At 33.6% G+C, this 25,734-nt stretch carries 26 protein-coding genes and 1 pseudogene; 21 read left to right on the top strand and 6 right to left on the bottom strand.

The annotated features are described in order from the left end of the window. Positions 1–19: 19 nt before the first annotated feature. Positions 20–1,135 carry a GGDEF domain-containing protein gene (locus ACFWM3_RS23045; protein WP_390313058.1) on the top strand — a complete coding sequence of 372 codons (1,116 nt, stop codon included), beginning with the start codon at positions 20–22 and terminating at the stop codon, positions 1,133–1,135. Between the two features lie 77 nt (positions 1,136–1,212). Here ACFWM3_RS23045 and ACFWM3_RS23040 read toward each other — a convergent pair whose 3' ends face one another. Then, positions 1,213–1,707 (bottom strand): hypothetical protein, encoded by a 495-nt coding sequence (locus ACFWM3_RS23040; RefSeq protein WP_390313057.1) that lies wholly within the window; start codon positions 1,705–1,707, stop codon positions 1,213–1,215. A gap of 97 nt (positions 1,708–1,804) precedes the next feature. Here ACFWM3_RS23040 and ACFWM3_RS23035 point away from each other — a divergent pair, with 97 nt between their 5' ends. The 3 genes from ACFWM3_RS23035 to ACFWM3_RS23025 all read left to right on the top strand — a co-directional run bounded on the left by ACFWM3_RS23035 (position 1,805) and on the right by ACFWM3_RS23025 (position 4,131). Further along, positions 1,805–2,386, top strand: a complete 582-nt coding sequence (locus ACFWM3_RS23035; RefSeq protein WP_390313055.1) for a vWA domain-containing protein — start codon at positions 1,805–1,807, stop codon at positions 2,384–2,386. A gap of 139 nt (positions 2,387–2,525) precedes the next feature. Further along, the gene (locus ACFWM3_RS23030; RefSeq protein ID WP_390313054.1) at positions 2,526–2,960 is read left to right on the top strand and encodes a DUF6526 family protein; all 435 of its coding nucleotides are present in this window, start codon (positions 2,526–2,528) and stop codon (positions 2,958–2,960) included. Positions 2,961–3,672: 712 nt separating this feature from the next. Further along, positions 3,673–4,131, top strand: a complete 459-nt coding sequence (locus ACFWM3_RS23025) for a transposase (RefSeq protein WP_390313075.1) — start codon at positions 3,673–3,675, stop codon at positions 4,129–4,131. 151 nt (positions 4,132–4,282) lie between these two features. Here ACFWM3_RS23025 and ACFWM3_RS23020 read toward each other — a convergent pair whose 3' ends face one another. The 3 genes and pseudogenes from ACFWM3_RS23020 to ACFWM3_RS23010 form a co-directional block, all read right to left on the bottom strand. Continuing rightward, the gene (locus tag ACFWM3_RS23020; protein ID WP_390313074.1) at positions 4,283–5,722 is read right to left on the bottom strand and encodes a flavin monoamine oxidase family protein; all 1,440 of its coding nucleotides are present in this window, start codon (positions 5,720–5,722) and stop codon (positions 4,283–4,285) included. Positions 5,723–5,940: 218 nt separating this feature from the next. After that, on the bottom strand, positions 5,941–6,414 hold the full coding sequence (locus ACFWM3_RS23015) for a hypothetical protein (RefSeq protein ID WP_390313053.1): 474 nt from the start codon (positions 6,412–6,414) through the stop codon (positions 5,941–5,943). A gap of 40 nt (positions 6,415–6,454) precedes the next feature. Further along, positions 6,455–6,882: pseudogene (locus tag ACFWM3_RS23010) on the bottom strand (SMI1/KNR4 family protein). A gap of 431 nt (positions 6,883–7,313) precedes the next feature. Between ACFWM3_RS23010 and ACFWM3_RS23005 the strand changes: the two are divergent. Continuing rightward, positions 7,314–8,342 carry a LysM peptidoglycan-binding domain-containing protein gene (locus ACFWM3_RS23005; RefSeq protein ID WP_390313050.1) on the top strand — a complete coding sequence of 343 codons (1,029 nt, stop codon included), beginning with the start codon at positions 7,314–7,316 and terminating at the stop codon, positions 8,340–8,342. 62 nt (positions 8,343–8,404) lie between these two features. On the opposite strand, the gene ACFWM3_RS23000 is transcribed toward ACFWM3_RS23005, so the two are convergent. Beyond that, a complete protein-coding gene (locus ACFWM3_RS23000) occupies positions 8,405–9,868 on the bottom strand; it encodes a L,D-transpeptidase family protein (protein WP_390313048.1) in 1,464 nt (487 codons plus the stop codon). Positions 9,869–10,327: 459 nt separating this feature from the next. On the opposite strand from ACFWM3_RS23000, the gene ACFWM3_RS22995 reads away from it, so the two are divergent. From ACFWM3_RS22995 to moaC, 12 genes are all read left to right on the top strand, one after another. Continuing rightward, positions 10,328–11,326 (top strand): NAD(P)H-dependent flavin oxidoreductase, encoded by a 999-nt coding sequence (locus tag ACFWM3_RS22995; RefSeq protein ID WP_390313046.1) that lies wholly within the window; start codon positions 10,328–10,330, stop codon positions 11,324–11,326. A gap of 270 nt (positions 11,327–11,596) precedes the next feature. Then, positions 11,597–14,524 (top strand): formate dehydrogenase subunit alpha, encoded by a 2,928-nt coding sequence (gene fdhF, locus ACFWM3_RS22990; protein WP_390313073.1) that lies wholly within the window; start codon positions 11,597–11,599, stop codon positions 14,522–14,524. Positions 14,525–14,536: 12 nt separating this feature from the next. After that, positions 14,537–15,016 (top strand): helical membrane plugin domain-containing protein, encoded by a 480-nt coding sequence (locus ACFWM3_RS22985; RefSeq protein ID WP_390313045.1) that lies wholly within the window; start codon positions 14,537–14,539, stop codon positions 15,014–15,016. A 154-nt stretch (positions 15,017–15,170) separates the two neighbouring features. Next, positions 15,171–15,962, top strand: coding sequence for a formate dehydrogenase accessory sulfurtransferase FdhD (fdhD, locus tag ACFWM3_RS22980; RefSeq protein ID WP_390313072.1), 792 nt, complete (start codon positions 15,171–15,173; stop codon positions 15,960–15,962). Between the two features lie 49 nt (positions 15,963–16,011). Continuing rightward, positions 16,012–17,037, top strand: a complete 1,026-nt coding sequence (gene moaA, locus ACFWM3_RS22975; protein WP_390313043.1) for a GTP 3',8-cyclase MoaA — start codon at positions 16,012–16,014, stop codon at positions 17,035–17,037. A gap of 261 nt (positions 17,038–17,298) precedes the next feature. Then, positions 17,299–18,315 carry a molybdopterin-synthase adenylyltransferase MoeB gene (locus tag ACFWM3_RS22970; protein WP_390313042.1) on the top strand — a complete coding sequence of 339 codons (1,017 nt, stop codon included), beginning with the start codon at positions 17,299–17,301 and terminating at the stop codon, positions 18,313–18,315. A 19-nt stretch (positions 18,316–18,334) separates the two neighbouring features. After that, a complete protein-coding gene (locus ACFWM3_RS22965) occupies positions 18,335–19,624 on the top strand; it encodes a molybdopterin molybdotransferase MoeA (protein WP_390313041.1) in 1,290 nt (429 codons plus the stop codon). A gap of 43 nt (positions 19,625–19,667) precedes the next feature. Then, positions 19,668–20,138, top strand: coding sequence for a molybdenum cofactor biosynthesis protein MoaE (locus tag ACFWM3_RS22960; RefSeq protein WP_390313039.1), 471 nt, complete (start codon positions 19,668–19,670; stop codon positions 20,136–20,138). Next, complete coding sequence (gene moaD, locus ACFWM3_RS22955) at positions 20,135–20,371, top strand: molybdopterin converting factor subunit 1 (protein WP_390313038.1); 237 nt, start codon at positions 20,135–20,137, stop codon at positions 20,369–20,371. Before ACFWM3_RS22960 ends, moaD begins: the two co-directional genes overlap by 4 nt. 33 nt (positions 20,372–20,404) lie before the next feature. Further along, a complete protein-coding gene (locus tag ACFWM3_RS22950) occupies positions 20,405–20,899 on the top strand; it encodes a MogA/MoaB family molybdenum cofactor biosynthesis protein (protein ID WP_056467099.1) in 495 nt (164 codons plus the stop codon). Further along, a complete protein-coding gene (locus ACFWM3_RS22945) occupies positions 20,896–21,465 on the top strand; it encodes a molybdenum cofactor guanylyltransferase (RefSeq protein ID WP_390313037.1) in 570 nt (189 codons plus the stop codon). The genes ACFWM3_RS22950 and ACFWM3_RS22945 overlap by 4 nt, the downstream gene beginning before the upstream one ends. 35 nt (positions 21,466–21,500) lie before the next feature. Next, the gene (moaC, locus tag ACFWM3_RS22940) at positions 21,501–21,983 is read left to right on the top strand and encodes a cyclic pyranopterin monophosphate synthase MoaC (RefSeq protein ID WP_390313035.1); all 483 of its coding nucleotides are present in this window, start codon (positions 21,501–21,503) and stop codon (positions 21,981–21,983) included. 40 nt (positions 21,984–22,023) lie between these two features. Here the strand turns inward: moaC and ACFWM3_RS22935 are convergent, their stop codons facing one another. Then, positions 22,024–22,380: a Na-translocating system protein MpsC family protein gene (locus tag ACFWM3_RS22935; protein ID WP_390313034.1), complete on the bottom strand. Its 357-nt coding sequence runs from the start codon at positions 22,378–22,380 to the stop codon at positions 22,024–22,026. Positions 22,381–22,643: 263 nt separating this feature from the next. Between ACFWM3_RS22935 and mobB the strand changes: the two genes are divergently transcribed. The 4 genes from mobB to ACFWM3_RS22915 all read left to right on the top strand — a co-directional run bounded on the left by mobB (position 22,644) and on the right by ACFWM3_RS22915 (position 25,115). Further along, on the top strand, positions 22,644–23,177 hold the full coding sequence (mobB, locus tag ACFWM3_RS22930) for a molybdopterin-guanine dinucleotide biosynthesis protein B (RefSeq protein ID WP_390313033.1): 534 nt from the start codon (positions 22,644–22,646) through the stop codon (positions 23,175–23,177). Between the two features lie 43 nt (positions 23,178–23,220). Then, positions 23,221–23,877 carry a molybdate ABC transporter permease subunit gene (modB, locus tag ACFWM3_RS22925; protein ID WP_390313032.1) on the top strand — a complete coding sequence of 219 codons (657 nt, stop codon included), beginning with the start codon at positions 23,221–23,223 and terminating at the stop codon, positions 23,875–23,877. Between the two features lie 139 nt (positions 23,878–24,016). After that, entirely contained in the window at positions 24,017–24,664 is a 648-nt protein-coding gene (locus ACFWM3_RS22920) for an MOSC domain-containing protein (RefSeq protein ID WP_390313031.1), read from the top strand. A gap of 301 nt (positions 24,665–24,965) precedes the next feature. Then, positions 24,966–25,115, top strand: a complete 150-nt coding sequence (locus tag ACFWM3_RS22915; protein WP_156339613.1) for a hypothetical protein — start codon at positions 24,966–24,968, stop codon at positions 25,113–25,115. The last annotated feature ends 619 nt before the right edge of the window (positions 25,116–25,734 follow it).

The following is a 25,734-nucleotide window of genomic DNA, read 5'->3' as shown; positions in this document are numbered from 1 at the left end:
GTAATTCCTGGAGGGGATTATGCTTTTTAAAAATATTTTCATAACACTTACAATTATCACTAGTTTTTTCTATTTGACCTCTTCCATCGTATGGGGAGAAGCAAGACAAAGGCTTGCAGGGAAATCAAAATTACAAGAATTTTTTATCGGGACTCTTTTAAGTGTATTAACGATTGTATTATTAAATTTCCCAATTTTCACAGATCATGGAACAAATATTCAAATTAAAGCACTTGGTATGGAAATTGCAGCAATCTTTTTTGGAAATATTACGTTAGTGACAATGTTCTTTTTCGATATTATTGCTTTTTATTTTATTAATGGATTTAACTATGTTTACTTAATTGATACACTTTTGCTATTATTTGTTTTACTTTTTGGATTTTATATGAATTATCAAAAATGGGATGAAAAGAAAAGAATTCTTATTTTGACCCCTATTATCATTTTATTTAAATGTATTGGTTTTTATTTAATCGATAAATGGATGCTAAGGCCGATTGGTGACATTGTAGTTGGAAGGTTACTTCAAACGATGGGGTTTTGGATTTTAATGTATGTTCCAGCATTATTATTAAGTTACTTTATAGCCTATCAAACACGTAATACACAAATAAAATTAAAGAAAATGGAAAACATCGCAAATGTGGATAGTCTAACCGGACTATATAATCGTAGATATTTTGAAAAACAACTTTTAAATGGATGTTCTAAATCCTATGACACATCATTACCAATGACATTATTAATGATTGACGTGGATTATTTTAAAAAATATAACGATCTATATGGTCACCCAAAAGGTGATGAATGCTTAAGAAAAGTAGCAACTAGTTTACAATTAGAGACGACAAGCGAATCGGGCATTGTTGCACGGTATGGTGGAGAGGAATTCTCAATCTTATTACCGAAATCAGATTTGAATGATGCAATGAAAATAGCTAATCGTTTATGTAAAAATATAAAAAAATTAAAGATTGAACATGAGCAATCAGAGAAAAAATTAGTTACATTAAGTATTGGTGTAGCATCAATGATTGCTGAAACTGAGCAAGATTACTTAAAGTTAGTGAAGCAAGCTGATCAGGCATTATACAAATCAAAGCATAATGGAAGAGATCAAGTGAGTTGCTAAAAAAAGAATAAGGTTAAATGAAAAAACATCTATTTATCACTTCAGAAAAAGGTGATTTAAGATGTTTTTTTGCTGCTTTATCTTGTTAGTGGATTTAAATTAAAATGGTTCAATGCTTCGTTAACTAAATCGATATCATAAATGTTCTTCTCTAAGAAAAATTTTATGACTAAATCATTTAAATCGCTGTCTGATAATGTATAGCCTGCAGAACTTAAGAGTTCGCTAACTTCAATTTTATCTAATTCAAGTGCTAGTGATAAAGCGATTATTGTATTTTTCTTTGGAAGGTAATTAGGAATGGAGCGGATTTTTGAAAAATGTTTTCGATCAATGCCCGCCTTTTTATAGATTGATGGATCACTGACATTTTTTTTATCAATAAAGCTAAATAAGAGCTCTCTAAATGTTGGTTTCAGTTTATTTTTAATAAATGCTTCAATCTCTATATTTTCTAAAGGCTCAGCAGCATACACTTCATTTTTACTAAAACTTATTTCTTCTATTTTTACTTCTTCTAAATGGCGTTTTACATATATTTGTAATTCAAACAATAATTCTTGGTTAAGCATTTAAAATACCCCTTCCAAAATGTCTCTTTTAAGGCGACCTACCTACTAATTAATTCAGTTACTATTATAACATCAAGAATGAAGGGGCTGATTTAGAATGAACAGTAATAAAACAGAAATTATATTTTTAATCGATAGAAGTGGTTCAATGGCTGGACTTGAAAGTGATACGATCGGTGGATTTAACTCATTTATTAAAAAACAAAGTAGTTTTGATGGAGAAACAAATGTAACAACAGTGCTTTTTGACGATCAATATGAAGTCTTATGGAGCGGGATAAATGCAAATGAAGTTAAACTAACGGAGAAAGAGTATTTTGTAAGAGCGTCTACCGCACTTCTAGATGCAGTAGGTAAAACCATCTTAAATGTAGGAAACAGATTATCTTTATGTAGCGAGAGGGAAAGACCTGGTAAAGTCATATTTGTTATTACGACTGATGGGTTAGAGAATGCGAGCGTTGAATTTACGTATAGCAAAGTGAAACAGCTTATCCATCACCAACAACAAAAGTATAATTGGGAATTTATTTTCATGGGTGCAAATATAGATGTAGCAAAAGAAGCAAGTAGCCTAGGGATTTTAAAAGCAAATGCTTATACTTTTGAATCTTCTAATGAAGGTGTTGAAAATATGTATAGTGTAATATGCGAAGCGGTGTCAGAAAAAAGGATCTAATTTTATTCAAATCTAGTAAGCTTTTTTAGCTTACTAGATTTTTTTATTGTAAATAAAAATTCTTTAATGATAAAACTGCAGTTAGAATAATAATGTTAGAATAGGGTACATAAAACACATTCAGAGGAGAGATGTACATATGAAACAGCAAAGCTTAGATCATCACGTTAGATATCATCCAGTTTTCCACTTTTTTGGAGCACCATTAGCGTTAATCACGCTCATTGGTTCAATCGTTAACTTATGCAGCGCGATAAAAAATAGCGATCATATTTGGTTAGCAGTATTTATTTTAGTTACTTCGCTTTTATTAATTGTTTCGTTTTTTCTAACAAGACTTTATTCGAACAAAGTGCAAGACCGTGTCATTCGAATGGAAGAAAATTTTCGTCACTTTACGCTAACTGGTAAACCGTTAAATCCTCAATTAACAATGGGGCAAATCATTGCATTACGATTTTCAAGTGATGAGGAATTTGTAGTGTTAAGTGAAAGAGCGGTAAGTGAAGGACTGAGTTCGAAAGAGATTAAACAAAATATTAAAAATTGGCGAGCGGATGAGTATCGCGTTTAATTTTGTGTTAGGGACCTAGTTTAGGTCCTTTTCTTTTTTAGAGGGGGTTTGTTAAATTGAAATGTTGATTTTTGAACTAAAAAAGGTTGTCTAATTAGACAACCTATTGGAACTCTTATGTAATTAATGCATGCGTTAGGAAAAGCATTTTAACATTATTATTTCCAAGCTTCAACGTTCGAGAATGTTTCATAATCACAACCTGAAATGTATTCAAACTCTTTACCCATTCGTTTTGAATATGCTTCTGACGCTAATGATAGTAATGGCTCAAAAGAGTTATATCCCCTTTTCTTATTTAACTAAACTGCCATTTAGTCCAATAAAAAATGACCGACGAATCGTCGATCATGTTGTTAAACTAATTCATTGCGTTAGTTGCATATTACCTATGAAGTTTTTATTAATTAATATTTATAGATAACAAAGAAAAACAAAAATGTTGGAAATGTAATAACACTTATCCATTTTGGAAATTTCATATTAAATTTACCTAATATTTTTCTGATAATATCCTCAAATAAAACAATAAAATTTAGCATCAAAAACAGCATTAAAAAGATTAATCTAAAAGAACCTTTTTGTGAAAATAATGAACTCAAGATCAATAGGAAAAAAATCTCAGCTAGAAATTCAGCTAAATCATATTTTCTACCATTATTTTTAAAAAGCCACTTTATATATTTCTTTAATAATGTCATGACTCGATTCTATTCCAGGAATTGCCACAAGAATGGCTGAACAAATTTTCGCTGAAATTGGAGCAAATGTTGGCGATCAATTCCCTTCCGCATCAAATCTATGTTCATGGGCAGCATTGGTCCCAGGTCACAACGAGAGTGCGGGAAAAAGGAAATCTAGTAAATCTAAAAAGGGAAATAAATATTTAAAATCGGCTTTAGTAGAAGCAGCTCAATCAGTAAGAGGATCTAAAAACTATCTTGGTGCACTGTATAGGCGTACAGCTGGACGAAAAGGACAGAAAAAGGCAGCAATCGTAGTTGCGCACGCAATGTTAAGGATTGCATATTACCTTTTAACTCGAAAAGAAATGTATGTTGACCTAGGAGAAGATTACTTTGATAAGCAAAGACAAGAATCTATTGTCCGCCATTCTGTACGAAGACTAGAAAACTTAGGTTACATAGTGAATATAACAGAAGCCTCCTAGTCTATTAGATCAGTCCATATATCACCTAATAATGAGTAGCTACACTTTAAAAAAAAACGAATGAGCTGCTTCTATTTAGTGTTGCCTTTTTACTCATTTTTCAGAAGTTTATTTTCATGGTAGTTGAATAAGGTATTCCATAATATTTAATTTATCTACTATTAACTTCATAAGCTGTTCTAATTCCAGCTTCAATCGCACCTTGCATCCAACCTGGTGTAGTAGACGAGTGTGATCCTGCGAAATGAATTCTCCCTTCTGGAGTACTAATATATTGACCCAATTCTTTTACCTGGTCGGGTTTAAACATGACAAAAGCTCCACCAAAATAAGGAAAATCAGACCAATTATGAGAATATCCTATTAAAAACTCCGAAAACACTTCATTTCCAAATATATACGAAAGATCATTCAAAGCAATTTTTATACGTTCTTGTTGTGTCATATTATCCCAGATACTAGAATCATCTTCCCATGTGTAACTAGCTAACATAATCCCCGTACTGACCGACGACCCTTGACCATGACTAGGAAAATATGAAAACTTGATTGGTAAATCAGTCGTTATTTTCCCGCCATATAATCCATATTTTTCCCAAAATCTCGTTTTAAATTGAAGACCTATTTTAGTTGAATTAGCATAATGTATCTTTCTAATAACTTTTCTCTTTTCATATGAAATAGACTCAAACGGAAGTAAATCTACAAAATTCAATAATGAAAAAGGAATTGTTGAAATAACAAAATCGCTAGACAATTGATGCTCAGTACTAAGTATTTGATTTTCTGTATAGATTGTTACACTTGATTCTTGTTGTATAATTTTTTTTACTCTTTGATTTGAAACAATATCGTCTTTAAGTTGTGGTAAAAATCCATTAATAAGATGATCTGTACCCCCTGTAATTTCATAAAGTTTTAGGTCCTTTGTTAGGAGTACTAAAACTTCTCTTAATATTGCAGTAAATGCAAGTTCAGGAAATCCTTCTAATCCAACAAAAGCTTCTACCAAATTGATTGCTTCAGTTGATAAGGATACACCAACAGGGTTATATTTTAAAAATTGATACATTGAATAATGATCATACATATTGATAACTATACCCCAATTTTTCTCAGGATCTTGGTTTATAAAATCAATTACTGGACCAACAGCTAATAATAGCAATTCTGTTGCAGTTTTTCCTTGTTCACTTGAGGTTAGTTTAAAGTTTAATTGGTCTGGATTTGCTTCATAATTTTTTTGGTTTGTTAATACATTATTCATGAAAATCAGATCATTAGGAGTGCTATTAATAAATTCATTTACTTGTAAATTGAATTTTTTTATATATTCAATAACTAAATAATGAAAAGAAGGTATACGCATTGCACCGAGGTCTATATATTGATTATTAATAAAAGGTTCCCTTTTGGTGTAAATTCTCCCCCCTATTCTGTTATTAGCTTCAATAATGGTAACCTGATGTCCAGCTTCTTTTAAAAGTGATGCAGCAACTAAACCAGAAATTCCTGCACCTATAATGGTTACATGCTTTGGAGAGTTCTTTTTTTCTAATCCATTTTGAATAATGGAAATCATTTGATCCATTGAAAGCAGTAATTTTTGAATCAAAGCTATCACCTCTTCTTGCTCTAGAATATGTCCCATTAGAATGATATTCGTTTACAAGTTGAAGTAGAATTTCCACAAAGTTTTTATAAAATGATCCAAGATATAATTAAATTCTTGTCAACTAATCTGCCATTTACTTGAATAAGAAAAAAGCCACCGAAGCAGCTTGAGGTTGTTCATTTAATGCAAGTTAGTTAAGCTATTCTAATTACTCGCTCAAAAGAAACGCCTAGATAACGATATTTTATAGTAATTCTATTTATTTTTTTATTATGTAATATGCTGAGCTCGTATACTTTATCTTTTGCTGATGCCGTACCTTGATATTGCTTCTTAATCAAATTTTTAGGTGATATATCTTGTTTTAATACGATTGATTGAACTTTAGTATGTTGTTTTTCAAAATCAAATACCTTGGAGCTATCATACTCTTGAAATCCAACTCCAACTCGAATCTTTGTTCTTTTAGGAACTTCTTCATTATTTATTAATATTTTATTTAGATGAATATCACTTAAACCTATATTACCAATTTCGATAGCTATTTCTTTTCCATTATCACTCGGAACGATTCTACCCGTTTCAATTGGCGATTTTTGTTTTATTAAAACAACGTATGCAACCACTAGTATTATTAAAAGTAATACACTAACAATAATTCTCTTCAAAGCAACTATTCCTTTCACAGGTCTTTCTATTAATTAAGAATTAAATACTAATTGAACCATCACTCCACCAAATAAAAAACTCCTCTAATGATGGTGCAATCCGTGTTCGACTATCGTCTTCATGATTCCATACATAGATATCATCTTTTTGTATGTGATCGTTAATGCTTGAAAATCCAAAAAATCACCATTTCCAGCGTCCGCGAAAAATAATAAACTATCGAAAGTCATATAACAATCTTTATAAACTTCTAGTGTTCTTCGCTCAATATTTTCTTCTATTATGTCATTCGAAGGCCAAAATCTAACGCCTCCACAATCGAATCCATTTGTTTCTTTTAAAAGATTAGCTAATTCATTTGTAATTTCCAGATTAAACTTTTCGTTAATTTCTTCTAACTGTTCCTGAGTCGCTAGTTCATTAAACAACGAATCTTCTGAGGTTTTATTAATTAAGCTTTTACACATGTTAGTAATCCTTTCTAACATCAAACAAATAGATATATCTGAATTATTATAACATTTAATATGCAACTAACAGGCCATTGACTTGAATAAAAAAGTCAACAATCTACTCAAACAGAGCCCTTAGAGAAAAAACACATTGTAGAAATTGTTTATCTATTGTAATTTATGTAATTTCCTTTCTCAGATTTTGAAATAGTCATTAACAAATAAGAGGAAGGGCTAAATGCCTAGTAATATGGGCAATTTACTTTGATAAGAGTTGGAGGAAAATCCCTTTTTTTGGTATTTGCTCAGTAATTTTAGTTATATACCCGTAATAAACATGCGTTGAAAGGAAATGATTTAACATCTCCCTGTTACTTTTTTTGAGGAAAATCTATGTTACGATTAGTGAAAATTAGCAAACAAAGGAACATGGAGGGTAAAAAGAAATGATTAACAAAGTTAAAGTTACAACCATTTTAGCAGCTGCTGCACTCTCAGTATCTGTAAGTGCTAATGTACAAGCTGCTACTGTAACAGTAAAAAAAGGTGATAATCTATGGGATCTATCGCGGGCAAAAAATACAACCGTTGAAAATACTAAAATGTTAAACGGGCTAAATGGAGACTTAATTCATCCAGGTGATAAACTAATCATTACACCAGAAAAACATTATGAAGTTATAAAAGGTGATACATTATGGGATATTGCACAAAATCATGATGTAACAGTATCGCAAATTCAAGAATGGAACAATATACATACGGATCTAATTCAACCTGGATTAAACCTGAAAATTTTTGAAGGCGTAAAAAATATAGCTCATTCAGAAATGAAAAATACAAATCTAGCAACAAATTCTAAAACTACTTCAACAGTGAAGTCAGTACAAGAATCTCCAAAAGCTACAGCTCCATCAAGAGAAGATGTTCCTAAAACAAAGGAAATTGTACCATCAACAAAAGAAAGCGCAGCAATAACAAAAGAGAGTGTACCAGCAGCAAAAGAAAGTGCACCAGCAACAAAAGAGAGTGTACCAACAACAAAAGAAAGTGCACCAGTAACAAAAGAGAGTGTACCAGCAACAAAGGAAAGTACACCAGTAACAAAGGAAAGTGAACCAGCAACAAAAGAAGATGCATCAACATCAAAAGAGAGTGCATCTAAAACAAATGATTCAGCTGGTTTAAAAGTAATAACAATGGAAGCATCTGCTTATACAGCTTCTTGTAAAGGTTGTACTGGTATTACTGCTACTGGAATCAACTTAAAAGAGAATCCAAATACAAAAGTCATTTCCGTCGATCCAAGTGTAATCCCACTAGGAAGTAAAGTAAATGTAGAAGGTTATGGTGTAGCAATTGCCGGAGATACTGGTGGAGCTATCAAGGGAAATCGAATCGATGTATTTATACCAAATAAACAGGATGCGATTAAGTTTGGTAGAAAACAAGTAAAAGTAACGATATTAAACTAATAAAAAAAACACTGAAACGATAAAAGTAAGAGGTTTCAGTGTTTTTATTTTGCTATTCGAGTTTAGTAGATAACTACCGGTTCATATGTGCTTAGATTATCATATACTGTTTTCATTAGACTAGGTGGAGTGTTGACGCAACCACCGGATCCTGCAGCTAGATAGGCATTGCTTGACCAGTTACTTCGCCAGCTAGCATCGTGGAAACCTTGACCACTGTTTGTGAATGGTGCCCAATAATCAACCTTAACTTCATAAGAACCAAGACCTACATGTGAGCCTCTAAGGATTGATGGTGTACGTTTATAAAGGATATACCAAACTCCTTTTGAAGTATCTTCACCGGTGACGTGTTTACCAGTTACGACATTCGTTGTGATAACCAATTTGCCATTTTTATAAAGCCAAATACGCTGTTCTGAAATCGACACTTCAGCATATGTATCGCCAATCCCATTGTTCGTGGTCGTATTATATCCATAACCTTCATTGTTCCAGCCATTTCCAATAATATTAGTAGGAGTGATCGATTTTTCTCCTGTTTCAAAAGCCTGCTGAACTAGTGTTGATTCTTTATCAACATCTAATGCCCAGCCATAGCCTTCTCCTTTAACTGAGATGACAGATCCTGAATGTGTCTTAAATGTAAAATTTTTATTTAATGTAGATTGAGTATTATTTACTTCAGCAATCTTGTTTTTAAGATTACTAGAGTCGATCGTAACTTTCATATCCTTTGACACAGAAGCATTTTGAATTAATTCACTCGCGTTTAAAGAATATACTTTATCTTGAACTTTATACTGAACTGAACGCCCTAATAGTTCTTGAAGTTTTTTCTTTTCATTTTTCACAATTTGATTGTCTTCTTTAATTGGTTGTATGTATACAGGTTTTAGACGGATTATACTAGTATACTCTTGTCCCTTATAGTCTTTTAATAGACGATCGACATCATATTGTTTACCGCTAATGCTTTTAGAGACAATAATTTTACCTTGTTTCAATTGAACAGTTGCATCTTTTGGAGCTTTTAAGCTCTTATTAAGAGTGAGCAGCTTATCTTCAATCTGTTTATTCATAGTTTGAATTTGATCTTCATCTCGTTTACTCGGCACTAAAGAATAATTTTTTTCTTTTGAAGAAGGAAAAAACGTTCTTTGGTTTTTTACTAATTTTTTAATAGCCGGCAGATCATTTTCCGTAAAGTTCATTTTTGTATCTTTTCCATCCAAGATTTTCTGGTCGCCAACATAAACGATGTTTTTAAGTTCGCTAGTTTTTAATTTTTTTAATGCTTGGTCAGCATTCAGTCCACCTAAATTTATGCCGTTTACTTTAATTTGAGCATTAAAATGGTTAGCCCGATAGCTGAACACAATGATGAGTGTAATAATAATAATGATGCCAATCAAAATGAAATGCCAAGGCAAAGACCGTTTAAATGATCTTCTTTGTTGAATATTATTTCCTTTTACATTTAAAGTACTTTCCAAAACAATTCCTCCCATAACCAAGTAGTCCATCTATCAATGTTTACTGAAATTCAGATTAGAATATTACAATTATATTACATTATTTACTTATATGTGACTATTCTACAATTTTCTCTGGTAGAACTTTGTCACAATTTGTTTTGATGTAGAAATTATTTCCTTTTTTTATTTTGAACATGCTAAGAGAATGTCTTGGACTAAAAAGTGTAAATTTATTATATAATGGTTCACCATAATTCTAATAATATTTTTCTATCTACTATTGAAGTATAAGATTATTAGATTTACGAATCTATTAGTGTATTGAGTTTATAAGACTCTTAAATTATTATTCACTATATTATATTTGTATATCAAGTTTAGTAGCCTGGCTAATAGATATACCTTTCAAAGTAGCATTTTTGAATGAGACAGAGTTGAAAATAATAGTTTACTAATGTATCATCATTAATAATCTGAATATTCCGTAAAGAAAAGAGGGATAAGTAAATGAGTAAACAAATTCCTGAAAAATGGTGGAGTCAACTGAGGGTGCCAGCTATTTCTGCACCTATGTTTTTAGTTTCTGGTCCTGAGCTAGTAGAGGCAGCATGTTTAAATGGTGTAATTGGATCATTTCCAGCACCGAATGCTCGCCCGATTGAGGTGCTTGATCAATGGATGGGTCAATTAAATGATCACCTTGCTTTGGCGCGCGCAAATGAGCCGGAGCGTAAAATTGCACCATGGGCAATGAATATAGTCGTTCATAGTTCTTATAGTAGATTACAAGAAGAGCTTGAGCTGTTGAAAAAACATAAGCCTGAGCTAGTCATTACTTCTTTAGGTTCTCCAAAAGTAGTGGTTGATATTGTACATAGTTATGGCGGACTAGTATTCTCAGATGTTAGTGATATGAAGTTTGCTAAAAAAGCTGCAGAGGCTGGTGTAGATGGACTCATTTTAGTTGCATCAGGTGCTGGTGGTCATGCTGGAAATTTAAATGGATTTGCGTTCGTTGATAGTGTTCGTACGTTCTGGGACGGCATTATTGTGTTAGCAGGTGGTATTTCAACTGGTAAAAGTATATTGGCTGCACAAGCTGCAGGCGCTGATTTAGCTTATATGGGAACACGTTTCATTGTTGCGAAGGAAAGCTTAGCAAATGATGAATACCGTCAAATGTTAGTTGATGCAACCCAAGATGATATTGTCCTGACTGATGCATTCTCTGGTGTTAAAGCGAATATGTTAATTCCAAGTATAGTGAAGGCTGGTCTTGATCCTGAAACATTGAAAAAGAAAGATAAAGTCGATTTCGATGGAATGAAAAATGAATCGAATGCAAAGGCTTGGAAAGAAATATGGTCTGCTGGTCATGGTGTTGGGGCAATTACAAAAATCAGTCCAATTGCCGATATTATAGATGAACTGGAAGAAGAGTATAGTTCGGCAGTTAATAAACTAAATCAAAATGCTGAGAAATTAAAATCAACGGTAAGTAAATAAATAGTATTGTAAGCGTTTTACTTTCATATCGTGAATCTATTGTTTAATTATCATTTTACGATTATAATAAACTTATTGAGATGGAATCATAGTATGGGGAAATGTTATGACTCTATCAATTTAGTAAACAAAAAAATGGATTGGTATGTTAGTACGATTTGCTAATAAACTATTCCACCATGAAGACATTAAGCCTATTTATCAGGTATGTGTTATTTCATGGTGGATTTTTTTATGTGAAAAAAGGGGAGGAAAACCGTGAAAAATAACATGGTTACAATCACGATTGACGGGAAAGAAGTAATCGCAGAGCAAGGTTCTACAATCTTACAAATCATTAATCATAATGAAATTAGTCATCCGCAAATTTGTTATGTTCCTGAAGTCGATCCAATTCAAACTTGTGATACTTGTATTGTCGAAATTAATGGAGAGCTAAAACGCTCATGTTCGACTGTTGCAATGAGCGGAATGAATATTCAATTGACTTCACCAAAAGCGAAGGAAGCTCAAATTGAAGCAATGGATCGTTTATTAGAAAATCATTTATTATATTGCACAGTTTGTGATAATAACAATGGAAATTGTAAGTTACATAATACAGTTGAGGAAATGGGGATTGAACACCAAAAGTATCCTTATCAGCCAAAGGTTGCTTCTTGTGAAGTAGACTTAACACATCCATTTTACCGATATGATCCAAATCAATGTATTGCATGTGGACAGTGTGTGGAAGTATGTCAAAATCTTCAAGTAAATGAGACGTTATCGATTGATTGGGAAGCTGAGCGTCCACGTGTCATTTGGGATAAAGGTGTTTCGATTAATGATTCTTCATGTGTAAGTTGTGGACAATGTGTAACAATTTGTCCTTGTAATGCATTAATGGAAAAATCAATGCTTGGTGAAGCTGGTTTTATGACTGGATTAAATGACGAATTACTTGATCCGATGATCGATTTAGTAAAAAAAGTAGAGCCAGGATATAGTGGTATTTTCGCAGTTTCAGAAGTTGAAGCAGCAATGCGAGAAACACGTACGAAAAAGACAAAAACAGTTTGTACATTCTGTGGTGTTGGATGTACATTCGAGGTTTGGACGAAGGATCGTAAAATCTTAAAAATTCAACCTAGCTCTGATGCACCAGTTAATGCAATTTCAACTTGTGTAAAAGGTAAATTTGGTTGGGATTTTGTAAATTCCAAAGAGCGAATTACAAAGCCGTTAATTCGAAAAAATGGCGTATTTGTTGAAGCGAGCTGGAATGAAGCTCTTGATTTAGTTGCAAGTAAACTTGGTTCCATTAAACAAGAATATGGTAAAGGCTCTGTAGGTTTTATTTCATCTTCGAAAATTACGAATGAAGAAAACTATTTAATTCAGAAGTTGGCACGACAAGTATTCGAAACAAATAATGTTGATAATTGCTCACGTTACTGTCAATCACCAGCAACAGATGGATTATTCCGCACAGTTGGTATGGGAGGCGATGCAGGTACAATAAAGGATATCGCAAAAGCTGGACTAGTTATCATCGTCGGTGCGAATCCTGCAGAAGGTCATCCTGTACTAGCGACAAGAGTTAAGCGAGCACATAAACTACATGGACAAAAACTGATTGTTGCTGATCTTCGTAAAAACGAAATGGCAGAACGCTCTGACATCTTTATTAGACCAAAACAAGGTACAGACCAAGTATGGCTTTATGCTGTAACAAAATATATAATCGACCAAGGCTGGCATGACTTAAAATTCATCTATGAGAATGTTCATTTCTTTGAGGATTTTAAAGTTGTACTTGAGAAATATACGCTTGAATATGCCGAAAGTGTAACTGGAATTTCAAAGGAAACGTTAATTCAAATAGCTGAAATGATTCATGAAGCAGATGGCACTTGTATTTTATGGGGCATGGGCGTGACGCAAAACACTGGTGGCTCTGATACATCTGCTGCGATTTCGAACTTACTGCTTGCAACAGGAAACTATAGACGCCCTGGTGCTGGCGCGTATCCGCTACGAGGTCACAATAATGTACAAGGTGCTTGTGATATGGGTACGCTTCCTGGCTGGCTTCCTGGTTACCAACATGTAACGGATGACATGGCCCGCATGAAGTTTGAACAAGCGTGGGGCGTTGAAATCGGAGGGAAACCTGGTCTAGATAATATCCAAATGCTTCATTCAATCGAAAAAGGCGAAATGAAAGCTATGTACTTAGTTGGTGAAGATATGGCGCTTGTCGATTGTAACGCAAACCATGTAGATGAAGTTTTATCAGATTTGGACTTCTTTGTTGTACAAGATCTCTTCTTCTCAAAAACAGCGCAATATGCAGATGTTATTTTACCTGCTGCACCATCACTAGAAAAAGAAGGAACATTTACAAATACTGAGCGCCGCGTACAAAGATTATATCAAGCATTACCAACTCTTGGTGAATCGAAGGCTGACTGGTGGATTGTCCAAGAAATTGCAAACCGATTAGGTGCAAATTGGAACTATCAACATCCAAGTGAAATATTCGCTGAAATGGCAAGCTTAGCGCCACTATTCTCACAAGCTAGTTACGAAGTGATGGAAGGCTGGGATAGTTTCCTTTGGGGAAGTTTAGACGGAGCAAGTACGCCACTGCTTTATAAGGATGGTTTTAATTTCCTTGATAAAAAAGCGAGATTTGCTTTAGCTGAGTGGATGGAACCTGCCCGGTTTCCTGAAGAGTTTGACCTATTAATTAATAATGGTCGTATGCTTGAACATTTCCATGAAGGGAATATGACGAATAAATCATACGGTATCCAATTAAAAGTACCTGAGATTTTTGTAGAGGTTTCACCAGAGCTTGCGAATGAACGTGGCATTAAAGATGGCTCACTAGTTCGATTAGTATCACCGTATGGAGCGCTGAAATTACCAGCACTAGTTACGGACCGAGTTCAAAAAAATGAGTTGTTCTTACCGATGAATTCAACAAATAAAGAATCTGCCATCAATTTCTTAACAGGTCCAGCTAAAGATCACCGTACAAATACACCGGCTTATAAACAAACGAAAGTACGGATGGAAGTATTACGTGTAGAAGGTGAAAGTCCGTTGCCAAAATCGAACCCACGTAATAAAAAGCGAAATCCTCAAAATGGAGTTGAGGTTCAGCGTAAATGGGAACGAAAAGGATACGTCCACTTAACGACAAAATAAAGGGTGAAAAAGATGGCACAACCAATCACGACGATTCAAAAATACGAACCAACTAAAGAAGAGCAAAACCAACAGAAACTAGAGGATTTGAAGCTTTTATTAGCAGAAAATGAAGATTCCTTAAATAAAATTTTAAACATCGTTTCTGAATTAAATGATACTGGTGTCCTTGAAGCTGCAAATTCAATGCTACAATCTAAAGAGAAAATTACAAAAATCGCTTTAGGACAAATGAACCGCGAGCCAGTAACGAATATCATCAATAACATTATGGGAGCTGCTGGAGCACTTTCAAGTGTAGACCCAGAGTTAACTACAAAGCTAATCAATTCCGTAACAAAAGGAATCGATGAAGGAAATAAGCATCTTGAAAAGGATGATAAAGTCGGAATTTTTGATTTAGTAAAAGTTTTAAAAGATCCCGATGTAAATCGTGCCGTTGGTTTTGGTATTAATTTTCTAAAAGGTATGGGAAAAGGTCTAAAAGAATAATAGAAAAAACAATTTGTATTTAATAGAAAAGAGATTAATAATAAGAGATGAACCCTTTAATGAAAAAGCGAATTAAAAGGTTTATCTCTTAATGAATATTTTCCTAAATAAACACGATATGAAAAATAGTTCAGGAAGAAGGGAATCTTTAACGATGCTACCAACTGAGGTGAGAAGAAGAATTCTCCGCTTTGAAAATGGTGAAACAAACTATATTGAAGACAGCGTTGTCACAGAATTTCCCGTCACGGTAAAAATCAATGGACAAGAATTTGTTACGATGGTCAGTACTCCAGAATATATCGAGGATATGGTCGTAGGATTTTTAGCATCCGAAGGGGTTATCCGAAAATTCGAGGATATTGAAAACATATGGTTTCAAGAAAAAGAAGGCTTTGTCCATGTAAAAACAAAGAATATTAACCCATATTATAAAGATATTCAGAGTAAAAGATATATTACATCATGCTGTGGAATGAGTAGACAAGGGTTTGTTTTTGTAAATGATGCATTAACTGCAAAAAAAATGAAAGAAGTAAATGTTCAACTATCATTTCAGGATTGTTTTCGATTAATGAATGAAATGCAACAGTCCGCATTTTTATTTCATGAAACAGGCGGAGTGCATAATGCTGCTTTATGTGATATAAATGGGATTGTTTTGAATAGAATGGATATTGGTAGGCATAATGCATTAGATAAAATTTATGGATATTGTCTTAAAAATAATATTCGTATTTCAGATAAAATAATTGTTTTTAGTGGGCGATTATCTTCTGAAATTTTACTAAAAGTAGCTAAAATTGGTTGTGAAGTCATTTTAACTAAATCAGCTCCAACAGAATTAGCTCTTCAATTAGCTGAAGAATTAGGTATTACGACTGTTGGATTTATTCGAAATCAGTCACTTAATGTATATACTCACTCGAAGCGTATTGTGAAATAGAAACTAAAAACAGATCATTTATGAAATAAAAAGAAGTGAGGCAATGGTTATGAAAAATGTTGCATTGGATAAACATCATCGACCTTTACAGGATTTACGTATATCTGTTACCGATCGCTGCAATTTTCGTTGCCGTTATTGTATGCCGGAAGAAATTTTTGGTCAGGATTATTCTTTTTTATCACAAGATAAAATTCTATCCTTCGATGAAATTGAAAGATTAACGCGTATTTTTGTATCTTTAGGGGTTAGAAAAATTAGAATTACAGGTGGAGAACCTTTATTACGTAAAAATCTACCTAAACTGATTGAACGATTAAATAAAATAGATGGTGTTGAAGATATCGCTTTAACAACAAACGGTACTTTACTTAAAAAGTTTGCTAAAGATTTATATGAAGCTGGTTTAAGAAGAGTGACCGTAAGCATAGACTCTTTAAATGAAGAACGATTTTCTTTTATGACTGGTAATCGAGGAAATGTACAGTCTGTGCTTGAAGGGATACAAGCTGCTTCTGACATCGGAATGAAGGTTAAAATCAATATGGTTGTTCAAAAAGGCAAGAATGAACAAGATATTATTCCGATGGCACAATATTTTAAAGAGAAAAAACATATTCTTCGTTTTATTGAGTATATGGATGTTGGAAATTATAACGGCTGGAGGCTCGATGAAGTAGTAGGAAAACAAACAATCATCGATCTGATCAATGAAGTCATGCCTTTAGAATTTACAGAAGCTAATTATGTAGGAGAAGTTGCGAATCGATATCGTTACAAAGATAGTGATGATGAAGTTGGCATTATTTCATCAGTGACCGATTCATTTTGTTCGACTTGCACAAGGGCACGTATATCTGCAGAAGGAAAATTATATACATGTTTATTTGCAACGAAAGGTTATGATCTAAAAGAATTGGTAAGGTCTAACCAAGATGATGAACAAATTAAAGAAACGATTCTTTCGATATGGAGTAACCGAACTGATCGGTATTCAGATGAACGATTAAGTAATACGAAAAAAATGAATGATAAATCATCACATAAAATTGAAATGTCACATATAGGTGGTTAATCATTACCAATAATAAAAGGTTTGAAGTTTATGCAAGTTCTGTATAATACACTAACCAAAAATTAGAAAGTGATGATTGGTATCTCTGTTCGTTTAGCAGAGAAATTAAGCAGCATTCAGAACTCCTTATATGATGAGGATTTCTTAATGCTGCTTTATTTAATTTAGGGAAAACAAGAAAAGCAGAAAAATTGGTGAGGATACCCGGAGAAAACTATTTATCTCTTTCGCTAGGTCCTGCTCTTTAATGGAGGATATCTTATGTCAGAACGTTATTCACGTCAGCAGCTTTTTACTCCGATCGGTGAAAAGGGACAAGAATTAATTAGAAGGAAACATGTTTTAATTGTTGGAGCAGGTGCGTTAGGAAGTGCGAGCGCGGAGGCACTTGTTAGAGCTGGAATCGGAAAGTTAACTTTAATTGACCGAGATTATGTTGAAATGAGTAACCTGCAAAGGCAACAGCTTTATACCGAAGAAGATGCATTTGAGAAATTGCCGAAAGTAATTGCCGCTAAAGGGCGTCTCCAAAAAATAAATTCAGATGTAAGCATCAATGCGCTAGTAATGGATGCAAGTGCAGATAATATGGAAGTCCATTTGAAGGACACTGATGTTATGATTGATGCAACAGATAATTTTGATATTCGTTTTATCATAAATGATTTATCACAGAAATATGAAATTCCGTGGGTTTATGGCTCTTGTGTTGGGAGCTTTGGTATGTGTTGTACGATTCTACCTAGTAAAACGCCTTGTTTAAACTGTATATTAAAAAGTTTACCAGTACCTGGTGTGACATGTGACACAGCAGGAGTCATTAGTCCTACGGTACAATTAGTGGCGGCATATCAGGTTGCTGAAGTATTAAAACTATTAGTTGAGGATTATTCAGTGGTTAATCCAAAATTCCTTACATTTGATTTATGGAATAATCAACATTACTCCTTTAAAGTGAACAAACTCAAATCAGATGATTGTCCTTCATGTGGAACAAATAGGACGTATCCTTATTTATCCTTTGAAAATCAAACGAAAACAAGTACACTTTGTGGGCGAAATACGGTTCAAATCAGACCTTCAATGACTAAAAATTACGACTTTAATGAACTAGAAAATCAACTAAAACAACATGGGAAAGTTCAACGAAATCCTTATTTGATCTCTTGTCAGATAGAAGATTATCGATTTGTTGTTTTTCAAGACGGTAGGGTTTTTGTTCATGGCACAAATGATATACAGGAAGCTAAAAAGCTATATTATCGTTTATTAGGTTAATAGAGAGAGGATGAATAGAATGGTTGAAAAACGAGTACCACTACCAATCGAAGAAGCAGTTCGTAAAGTGATGGATTTTGCCAAACACGGATCACAAGAAATGGTATCAATCGATTTAGCATATGGACGAGTATTAGCCGATGATCTAAAAGCTGATCAGGATATACCTGCTTTTGACCGCTCTCCATATGATGGTTTTGCGATTCGGGCTGAAGATACTATTCTTACAAGCAATGAAAATCCAACAATCTTTGAAGTAGTTGGAGAAATCGGAGCTGGTTCAGTTTTTCCAAATGAAGTAGCGCATTTGCAGGCCGTTCGTATTATGACAGGAGCACAAATACCTCAAGGTTGTTCAGCCGTTGTCATGCTTGAATTAGCGAAAGAGATTAAAACGGAAGGTAAAACCTTTATTGAAATTAAACGTTCCTATCAAAAAGGCGATAATATTTCATTCCAAGGGGAAGAAACGCATAAAGATGATATTCTTGTCAAAAAGGGAACTGAAATCAACCCAGGAGTGATTGCATTACTTGCTACATTTGGATATAGTCAAGTTCCGGTAGCGAAAAAGCCAGTTATCGGAGTCATTGCGACAGGAAGTGAGCTTTTAGAGGTCGATGAACCGCTCGAACCTGGGAAAATTCGCAATAGTAACTCTTATATGGTTCTCGCTCAAATTCATAAAGCAGGTGCAATCCCTAAATATTTAGGTAAGTTTAGCGATGATTTAGATACTTGTTTTTCAGAAGTTCAAAATGCCTTAGAGCAAGTGGATATTCTAATTACTACCGGTGGTGTATCTGTTGGTGATTATGACTATTTACCAGATATTTACGCAAGATTAGGAGCTAATGTTTTATTTAATAAAATTGCAATGCGTCCAGGAAGTGTAACAACAGTAGCGCATTTTGAAAATAAATTATTATTTGGTTTATCTGGTAATCCATCCGCTTGTTTTGTTGGATTTGAGCTATTTGTCAGACCGATTATTCAAACTTGTTTATTTAACGAAACACCACATTTAAAAAGAGTAAGTGCAATTTTAGGAGAAAACTTTCCAAAACCAAATCCATTTACAAGATTTGTAAGAGGTAAAATTGTTTATCATGAAGGTCAATTAACAGCAATTCCAGCAGGTTTTGATAAGTCCAGCGCCGTATCTTCACTAGCTTATACGGATGCTTTTATTGTTTTACCTGGAGGAACTAGAAAATATGAAAAAGGTATGTCGGTCGATTTATTATTATTAGAAGACCATGAAGGAAGTAAATGGCCTTGGTATGATTTCATACCTGCATATAAGTAAATAAATAGAACTCTATTAATTTAAGAAAAGCGAAGTGGTTTACTTGGAACAAACATTATTTCAGATTGTCGATACACCGATTGTTGTAGAGGAAGTTTCAGATAAAGTAAAAAGTAGAAATGCAGGAGCAATTACTGTATTTATTGGTACAGTTCGAGAGTTAACAAAAGGAAAAAAGACTTTGTCGCTAGAGTATCAAGCATATGAATCAATGGCCGTAAAAAAACTTGCCCAAATTGGTGATGAAATCCACGGGAAATGGCCAGAAGCAATTGTTGCGATTACTCATAGAGTAGGTAGATTAGAGATTAACGATATTGCCGTTGTGATTGCAGTATCTTCTCCGCACCGTAAAGTGGCTTATGAAGCAAATGAATACGCAATCGAACGAATTAAACAAATTGTTCCGATTTGGAAAAAAGAGTTTTGGGAAGATGGTACGATGTGGATCGGTGACCAATTGGAAAATACACCATACCAAGAAGGAAAACCAAGTGTGGAGGAATCAAAATGATTAAAGTTTTATTATTTGCTCATTTACGTGAGAAAGTCGGAACGGATGAATTAACTGTGTCCGATAAAGATGGAATAAACGTAAAAGAGTTAAAAGACTGGCTTATGAGTAACTATGATTTACCACAACTGAATCAGATTATGACTGCTATAAATGAAGAATTTGTAACAGATGAAGAAATTGTAAATGATGGAGATACTGTCGCATTTATTCCACCAGTAAGTGGGGGCTGATGGAATTCATAAAGCTTGAAAGTAGGTAGAATGATGCATAAACATAATGAAAAAGCGATTGTTCACGCAGCGGTTTTAACAGTTAGTGATACTAGAACTGTTGAAAATGACGAGAGCGGTAAACTAATTAAAGCTTTATTAGACGAGCAAAACCATATCGTCCAAGATTATAAAATCATAAAAGATGAAATAGCATTGATCGATTCGATTGTTAGATCATGGAGCGAAGATGAAATGATTCAAGTTATGATCATAACTGGTGGTACTGGTTTTACGAGAAGAGATGTTACATATGAAGCAATTTCAAAAATGCTCGATAAAGAAATGCAAGGATTTGGTGAACTGTTCCGTTCATTAAGTTATACAGAAATCGGTCCAAAGGCTATGTTTAGTAGAGCAATCGCAGGTAGCTTTCATGATAAAGCAATCTACGTAATTCCAGGTTCAAAGAACGCCGTAAATCTAGCAATGACAAAACTAATTTTACCGACATGCCAACATTTTGTTGAAGAATTAAATAGACAATGAATATAGCTGGCGTCGTTTTAGCAGGTGGTAAGTCATCCCGTTATGGTAAACCAAAAATGTTTGAAACGTATAAAGACAAATTATTGTATGAATATAGTGTAGAAGCCTTAAAGGAAAATTCGATTTCACCGATTATCATTTCAACGAACGAAAAACTAGTTCCGTATTTTAATAAAAATGATCTAGACTTTGTCATTGAAGGAGAAGCCAAAGAATACCAAGGACCTCTGTATGCAATGTACAATGCATTTTCCAACATACCGAATAAAGACTGGTATTTTGTCCTAGCTTGCGACACACCTTTCATTACAGCTGACTTTGTAAAAAATATGATCGAAAGGGCAGTAAAAGCGAATGTTGATGCAATCGTCCCAATACAATCCGATAAACTTCAACCGTTATTTGCGCTCTATCATCGAAATTGCATCGAAAAAATGAAAGAGATTTTAGATAAAAACAATCGAAAAGTTCAGTTGTTATTCAGGGAAGTGAATATAATGACTGTCCAATTTTCAAGTGACGATATCATCTTTAAGAATATAAATAGTCCGAATGACTGGATTTAATTGATCAAATTTAAGACTTACCTGGAGGGACACCCATGAGTGAATTTTCACATTGGAATGAAGAAGGAAGACCTAAAATGGTCGATATATCAGAAAAAGAAATTACTACAAGAGTGGCAATTGCGCAAAGTACAATTTCGATTTCAACGGAATTATATGAAGCAATTCAAAATGGATTAATTAAAAAAGGTGATCCACTAAATGTTGCACAAATTGCTGGAATTATGGGAGCTAAAAAAACTTCTGACATTATTCCAATGTGTCACCCAATCGCACTTTCAGGAACTGACTTTACATTCGAATATGTAGAGGCAACTAATGGATATGATTTAATCATACGTGCGACAGTGAAATGTAGTGGAAAAACTGGAGTTGAAATGGAGGCACTTACAGCTGTAAGTATCGCTGGCCTTACATTTTACGATATGTGCAAAGCCGTTGATAAAAGTATGGTCATAAAAGAAACGTTTTTAGTTCAAAAAAAAGGTGGTAAAAGCGGCGACTTTTTCCATAAATAAGATTGGAACATAAGCTTAATTGATTAGTAGCCTCTACTAACTAATCAATTAAGTTTTCCAATTTTTTATCAAACACAAAAACTGAAATCGCAAGATCCTCTTCAACTTTCATATCCGAGAAAAGATTGATAAACTTAGCATCAACGATTTCTTCTAACTTAACTGGATGATTTTTCGCATAAACGTCTTGAATCATCTTAGTTCTAGCATTATGTACGATATCACGCCCTTCAGAAGTTTGAGCGATAAATAGCTCAGTAGGTGTAAGATTTCCATACAAAGTTGAAACAGCCATATTTTCAACAAAAACCGTATGGATTCTTTCAGGGCCTTTACCAAATAATTCTTTACGCAGTTTTCGTATATAGTCATTAAATTCATGGATGACTTTAGACATTACATATACCCCTTAACTTAATTTTCGTTTTTCTTATCATAAAACAATGATCAGAAAATTTAAAGAAAAAAACTTTTAGTGAACTTCTTCTTAAAGACTTTACTAAATTAAAATTAAAGAAAGTAAAAGTAAACGAAAATAGTCATCTAAATAAACTGCTCCACCATCAATACAGGAATCTATTAAATTGATTTTTGTATTAATGGTGTTTTTTCAGTAGGCTCCTTATAATAAAATTATTTAATAAAAAGGAAATGAGAGCGATGAAAAAGAACTATTCCATTTTGCAAATAGTAGGCTATCAAAATAGTGGGAAAACAACACTTACTGAAAAGCTCATTAAACAGGCCAATCACCAAGGTTTATTAGCTGCTACTATAAAACATCATGGTCATGGCGGTGCGCCTGATTTAGAAATAGATCGTAAAGATAGTAGTCGTCACTTGGATGCTGGAGCTATCGTTTCTAGTGTTGAAGGTGATGGGGTCTTGCAATTAAGAACAAATTTTATCAATTGGGATTTAAAGAAAACAATTGAATTATATCGCTTTTTCTCTACTGATATTATTTTAATTGAAGGTTATAAAAGGGAAAGTTATCCAAAAGTAGTATTAATAAGAAGTGAGGATGATCTAAATTTACTCGATTCATTAACGAATATTATTTGTGTGATCAGCCATTTTGAGATTGAAGAGGGTAGATTGAAAGATTATCAATATTTCCACCTTTGTGATGAAGAAAATTATTTAGATTTTTTGATGAATGAAATGTCAAAAGGTAATTTCATAGAAGATTAAAAAATAGATGAAAATATGGTTGATTTTGAAATGAGGAGATTAATTGTTAGAAGAGTTTTTAATTCCCCTTAAGATTTCACTTAAAGTTACGATTGTGGCAGGAGTTATCGTTATTATATTAGGAACTATAGCTGGAAGAATTCTCTCTATGAAATCATTTAAAGGTAAAACACTTCTAGAAACAATCTTAATGTTACCTTTAGTTCTTCCTCCTACAGTTGTTGGATTTTTACTATTAGTCATTTTCGGAAGACAAAGCTTCGTTGGTAAAATGATCGAATGGTTATTTAAACAGCCAATTGTTTTTACTTGGTGGGCCGCTGTAATTGCATCAATTGTTGTAGCATTTCCGCTTATGTATCAATCTGCAAAAACTGGATTTCAAGGTGTAGACAATGAGATTGAAGAGGCAGCTCGAGTTTGTGGAGCAAGTGAATGGAATGTTTTTTTCTTGATTTCAATTCCACTTTCATTAAAAGCCATTATGTCAGGAAGTATATTAAGCGTTGCAAGAGTACTAGGTGAGTTCGGTGCTACACTTATGTTTGCAGGAAATATACCTGGAAAAACACAAACCGTCCCGACCGCAATTTATTTAGCAATTGATGCTGGAAATATGAAAATGGCTTGGTTATGGGTGCTTTCAATGGTCTTAATTTCTTTTATTATGCTATTAGTTGTACAAGTGAAACAAAAATGATTTTTTAGATTTGTATTATCTTTAAATAGTATATAATGCTGTATGTAGGGTATTTTACCTTTTTATTCCAAAATTTTAGTATACATAAAATAAAACCCAGTTTTAAAATTAGAAACTTAAAAAAGTGAGGGTGGAAAGTATGGAAAATAAAGTTGAGTTAATTAATCTTGCAGTAGGATTACCGAGTAAAATGGAATACGGCGAAAACAAAGAAATGATAACGGGGATTTGTAAAGAAGGAATAGAAGAAGTTTACCTATCAAAAGAAGGCTTTAAAGGTGATGGCGTAGCTGACTTAAAACATCACGGTGGAACAGATCGAGCTGTATGTGTGTATCCATATGAACACTACGCACTTTGGGAAAAAGAGTTTAATATAAATTTACCACTTTCAGCATTCGGAGAAAATATTACGGTCACAAATATGTTAGAAAAAGACGTATGCATTGGTGATGTCTACCAAATTGGGGATGCAATTATACAAATTACACAAAGTAGAATACCTTGTGACACAATTACAAGGAGAACGAATGTAGCACTTAAGAGAATAGTAGAAACTGGTTTTACAGGCTACCTATGTCGTGTATTAAAAGAGGGAACAATCAGAAAAGATTCGAAAATAGAATTAATTGAAACTCAAAAAAATAAAGTTTCGGTTCTTTATTGCAACGAGATTTATTTCCATAATCCAAAAAACGTTGAAGGAATAAAAGCGATATTGGAAGTTCCTGAGTTAGCTGAGGATTGGAGAAATCGATTAAATAAGAGTTTGGAAAGTTTAGTTTAATATTTTATTATAATTAGAAGTCGCTTTTAGTTGGAGCGGCTTCTTTTTATATTAAAATGCTTTTTTTTATTATGTTCTGTTAAAGTAGATTGTTGATTTTCTTATTCAAGTAAATGACAGATTAGTTGAATAAGAATTGCATTGTTTGTATCTAGAATGAATTTAATTTCAGTGGTAAAATTAACATATAATGGAAATTATTTCAGAGGTGAATGTGATGTTAAATGTTTTAAAGACCTTGATTTTGATTAATCGTAGTCAAACTACTACAAATAAACCCTCAATTTAAAGGAGACTGTTCATGACAAAAGGAGATAAACAAAGGGAAATTCAATCAAAATATAGAAGAATTATGCGTGAAAAGAAAGAAGTACCTGAAAAAAAAGGAATTTTCTTTATCATCCTACTGATGGTTTTACTTATTTGTAACTTACTATTCAAAGGTTTTTAAAATTGTTATATCAAGTGTAAAATGTGAATGCTTATTCAACTAAAGCAGTTCATTAGTTGAACAACCCAAAGCTGCTTCTGTGGCTTTTTTCTTATTCGCGTGCCCAGCAAGCCGTTAATTGCTAACTGGTGAAAGTCCAGTCTAGGTAAGAACCAAGTCGCCTAGTAGCTAACAGGCAATTTGTGGAGAAATCCTAAGGTTGAAGCCCTGTGACAAAGCAACTTCCTTGCGGAAGTGCGAGCGAATTTACAGGTTGTAACATAAAGTGAATCCTGCCGCCTCGTCAAAAAGAACCTCAAAAGAGGACAAAGAGAAGTCGAGCCTGGGAATAAGAGGCGAAGACCATGGAAGGTGTATAGAACTTGGAACAGCACCCAAGAATCTCTCGGGGTATGGGGAATGACATGTAAAGAAAGTAATTAACGGAACTGGGGAGACCCTACTTTACCCTTAATATTAAAGGAGCTAGAAAGCCTATAAGTGAACGCGAAATGGTGGACTGTAAAGAGGGAGTCGGAGGAGGTCATAGTGCGTGCGTGGCAGCACGTTTATCAGGTGGGTTAAAGTCCCACTGAATCTCGGACTAGGAGATTCATATCCAAACTTGGGAGTAATGTCT

Origin of the sequence: Gottfriedia sp. NPDC058432 (assembly GCF_042721555.1) — a bacterium.
GTDB lineage: Bacteria > Bacillota > Bacilli > Bacillales > Bacillaceae_G > Gottfriedia.
The sequence above is the reverse complement of the archived record's forward strand: the minus strand, read 5'-3'. Positions and strand labels throughout refer to the sequence as shown.

What these genes read in the sequence shown, in the direction of transcription:
- ACFWM3_RS22950 (WP_056467099.1), top strand. Translation starts at nt 20,405, where the DNA reads ATGCATAAACATAATGAAAAAGCGATTGTTCACGCAGCGGTTTTAACA.
- ACFWM3_RS22945 (WP_390313037.1), top strand. Translation starts at nt 20,896, where the DNA reads ATGAATATAGCTGGCGTCGTTTTAGCAGGTGGTAAGTCATCCCGTTAT.
- mobB (WP_390313033.1), top strand. Translation starts at nt 22,644, where the DNA reads ATGAAAAAGAACTATTCCATTTTGCAAATAGTAGGCTATCAAAATAGT.
- ACFWM3_RS23045 (WP_390313058.1), top strand. Translation starts at nt 20, where the DNA reads ATGCTTTTTAAAAATATTTTCATAACACTTACAATTATCACTAGTTTT.
- ACFWM3_RS23035 (WP_390313055.1), top strand. Translation starts at nt 1,805, where the DNA reads ATGAACAGTAATAAAACAGAAATTATATTTTTAATCGATAGAAGTGGT.
- fdhF (WP_390313073.1), top strand. Translation starts at nt 11,597, where the DNA reads ATGGTTACAATCACGATTGACGGGAAAGAAGTAATCGCAGAGCAAGGT.
- moaD (WP_390313038.1), top strand. Translation starts at nt 20,135, where the DNA reads ATGATTAAAGTTTTATTATTTGCTCATTTACGTGAGAAAGTCGGAACG.
- ACFWM3_RS22915 (WP_156339613.1), top strand. Translation starts at nt 24,966, where the DNA reads ATGACAAAAGGAGATAAACAAAGGGAAATTCAATCAAAATATAGAAGA.
- fdhD (WP_390313072.1), top strand. Translation starts at nt 15,171, where the DNA reads ATGCTACCAACTGAGGTGAGAAGAAGAATTCTCCGCTTTGAAAATGGT.
- ACFWM3_RS23000 (WP_390313048.1), bottom strand. Translation starts at nt 9,868, where the DNA reads ATGGACTACTTGGTTATGGGAGGAATTGTTTTGGAAAGTACTTTAAAT.
- ACFWM3_RS23030 (WP_390313054.1), top strand. Translation starts at nt 2,526, where the DNA reads ATGAAACAGCAAAGCTTAGATCATCACGTTAGATATCATCCAGTTTTC.
- ACFWM3_RS23005 (WP_390313050.1), top strand. Translation starts at nt 7,314, where the DNA reads ATGATTAACAAAGTTAAAGTTACAACCATTTTAGCAGCTGCTGCACTC.
- ACFWM3_RS22985 (WP_390313045.1), top strand. Translation starts at nt 14,537, where the DNA reads ATGGCACAACCAATCACGACGATTCAAAAATACGAACCAACTAAAGAA.
- ACFWM3_RS22970 (WP_390313042.1), top strand. Translation starts at nt 17,299, where the DNA reads ATGTCAGAACGTTATTCACGTCAGCAGCTTTTTACTCCGATCGGTGAA.
- ACFWM3_RS23020 (WP_390313074.1), bottom strand. Translation starts at nt 5,722, where the DNA reads ATGGATCAAATGATTTCCATTATTCAAAATGGATTAGAAAAAAAGAAC.
- moaA (WP_390313043.1), top strand. Translation starts at nt 16,012, where the DNA reads ATGAAAAATGTTGCATTGGATAAACATCATCGACCTTTACAGGATTTA.
- moaC (WP_390313035.1), top strand. Translation starts at nt 21,501, where the DNA reads ATGAGTGAATTTTCACATTGGAATGAAGAAGGAAGACCTAAAATGGTC.
- ACFWM3_RS22935 (WP_390313034.1), bottom strand. Translation starts at nt 22,380, where the DNA reads ATGTCTAAAGTCATCCATGAATTTAATGACTATATACGAAAACTGCGT.
- ACFWM3_RS22965 (WP_390313041.1), top strand. Translation starts at nt 18,335, where the DNA reads ATGGTTGAAAAACGAGTACCACTACCAATCGAAGAAGCAGTTCGTAAA.
- ACFWM3_RS22995 (WP_390313046.1), top strand. Translation starts at nt 10,328, where the DNA reads ATGAGTAAACAAATTCCTGAAAAATGGTGGAGTCAACTGAGGGTGCCA.
- ACFWM3_RS23040 (WP_390313057.1), bottom strand. Translation starts at nt 1,707, where the DNA reads ATGCTTAACCAAGAATTATTGTTTGAATTACAAATATATGTAAAACGC.
- ACFWM3_RS22920 (WP_390313031.1), top strand. Translation starts at nt 24,017, where the DNA reads ATGGAAAATAAAGTTGAGTTAATTAATCTTGCAGTAGGATTACCGAGT.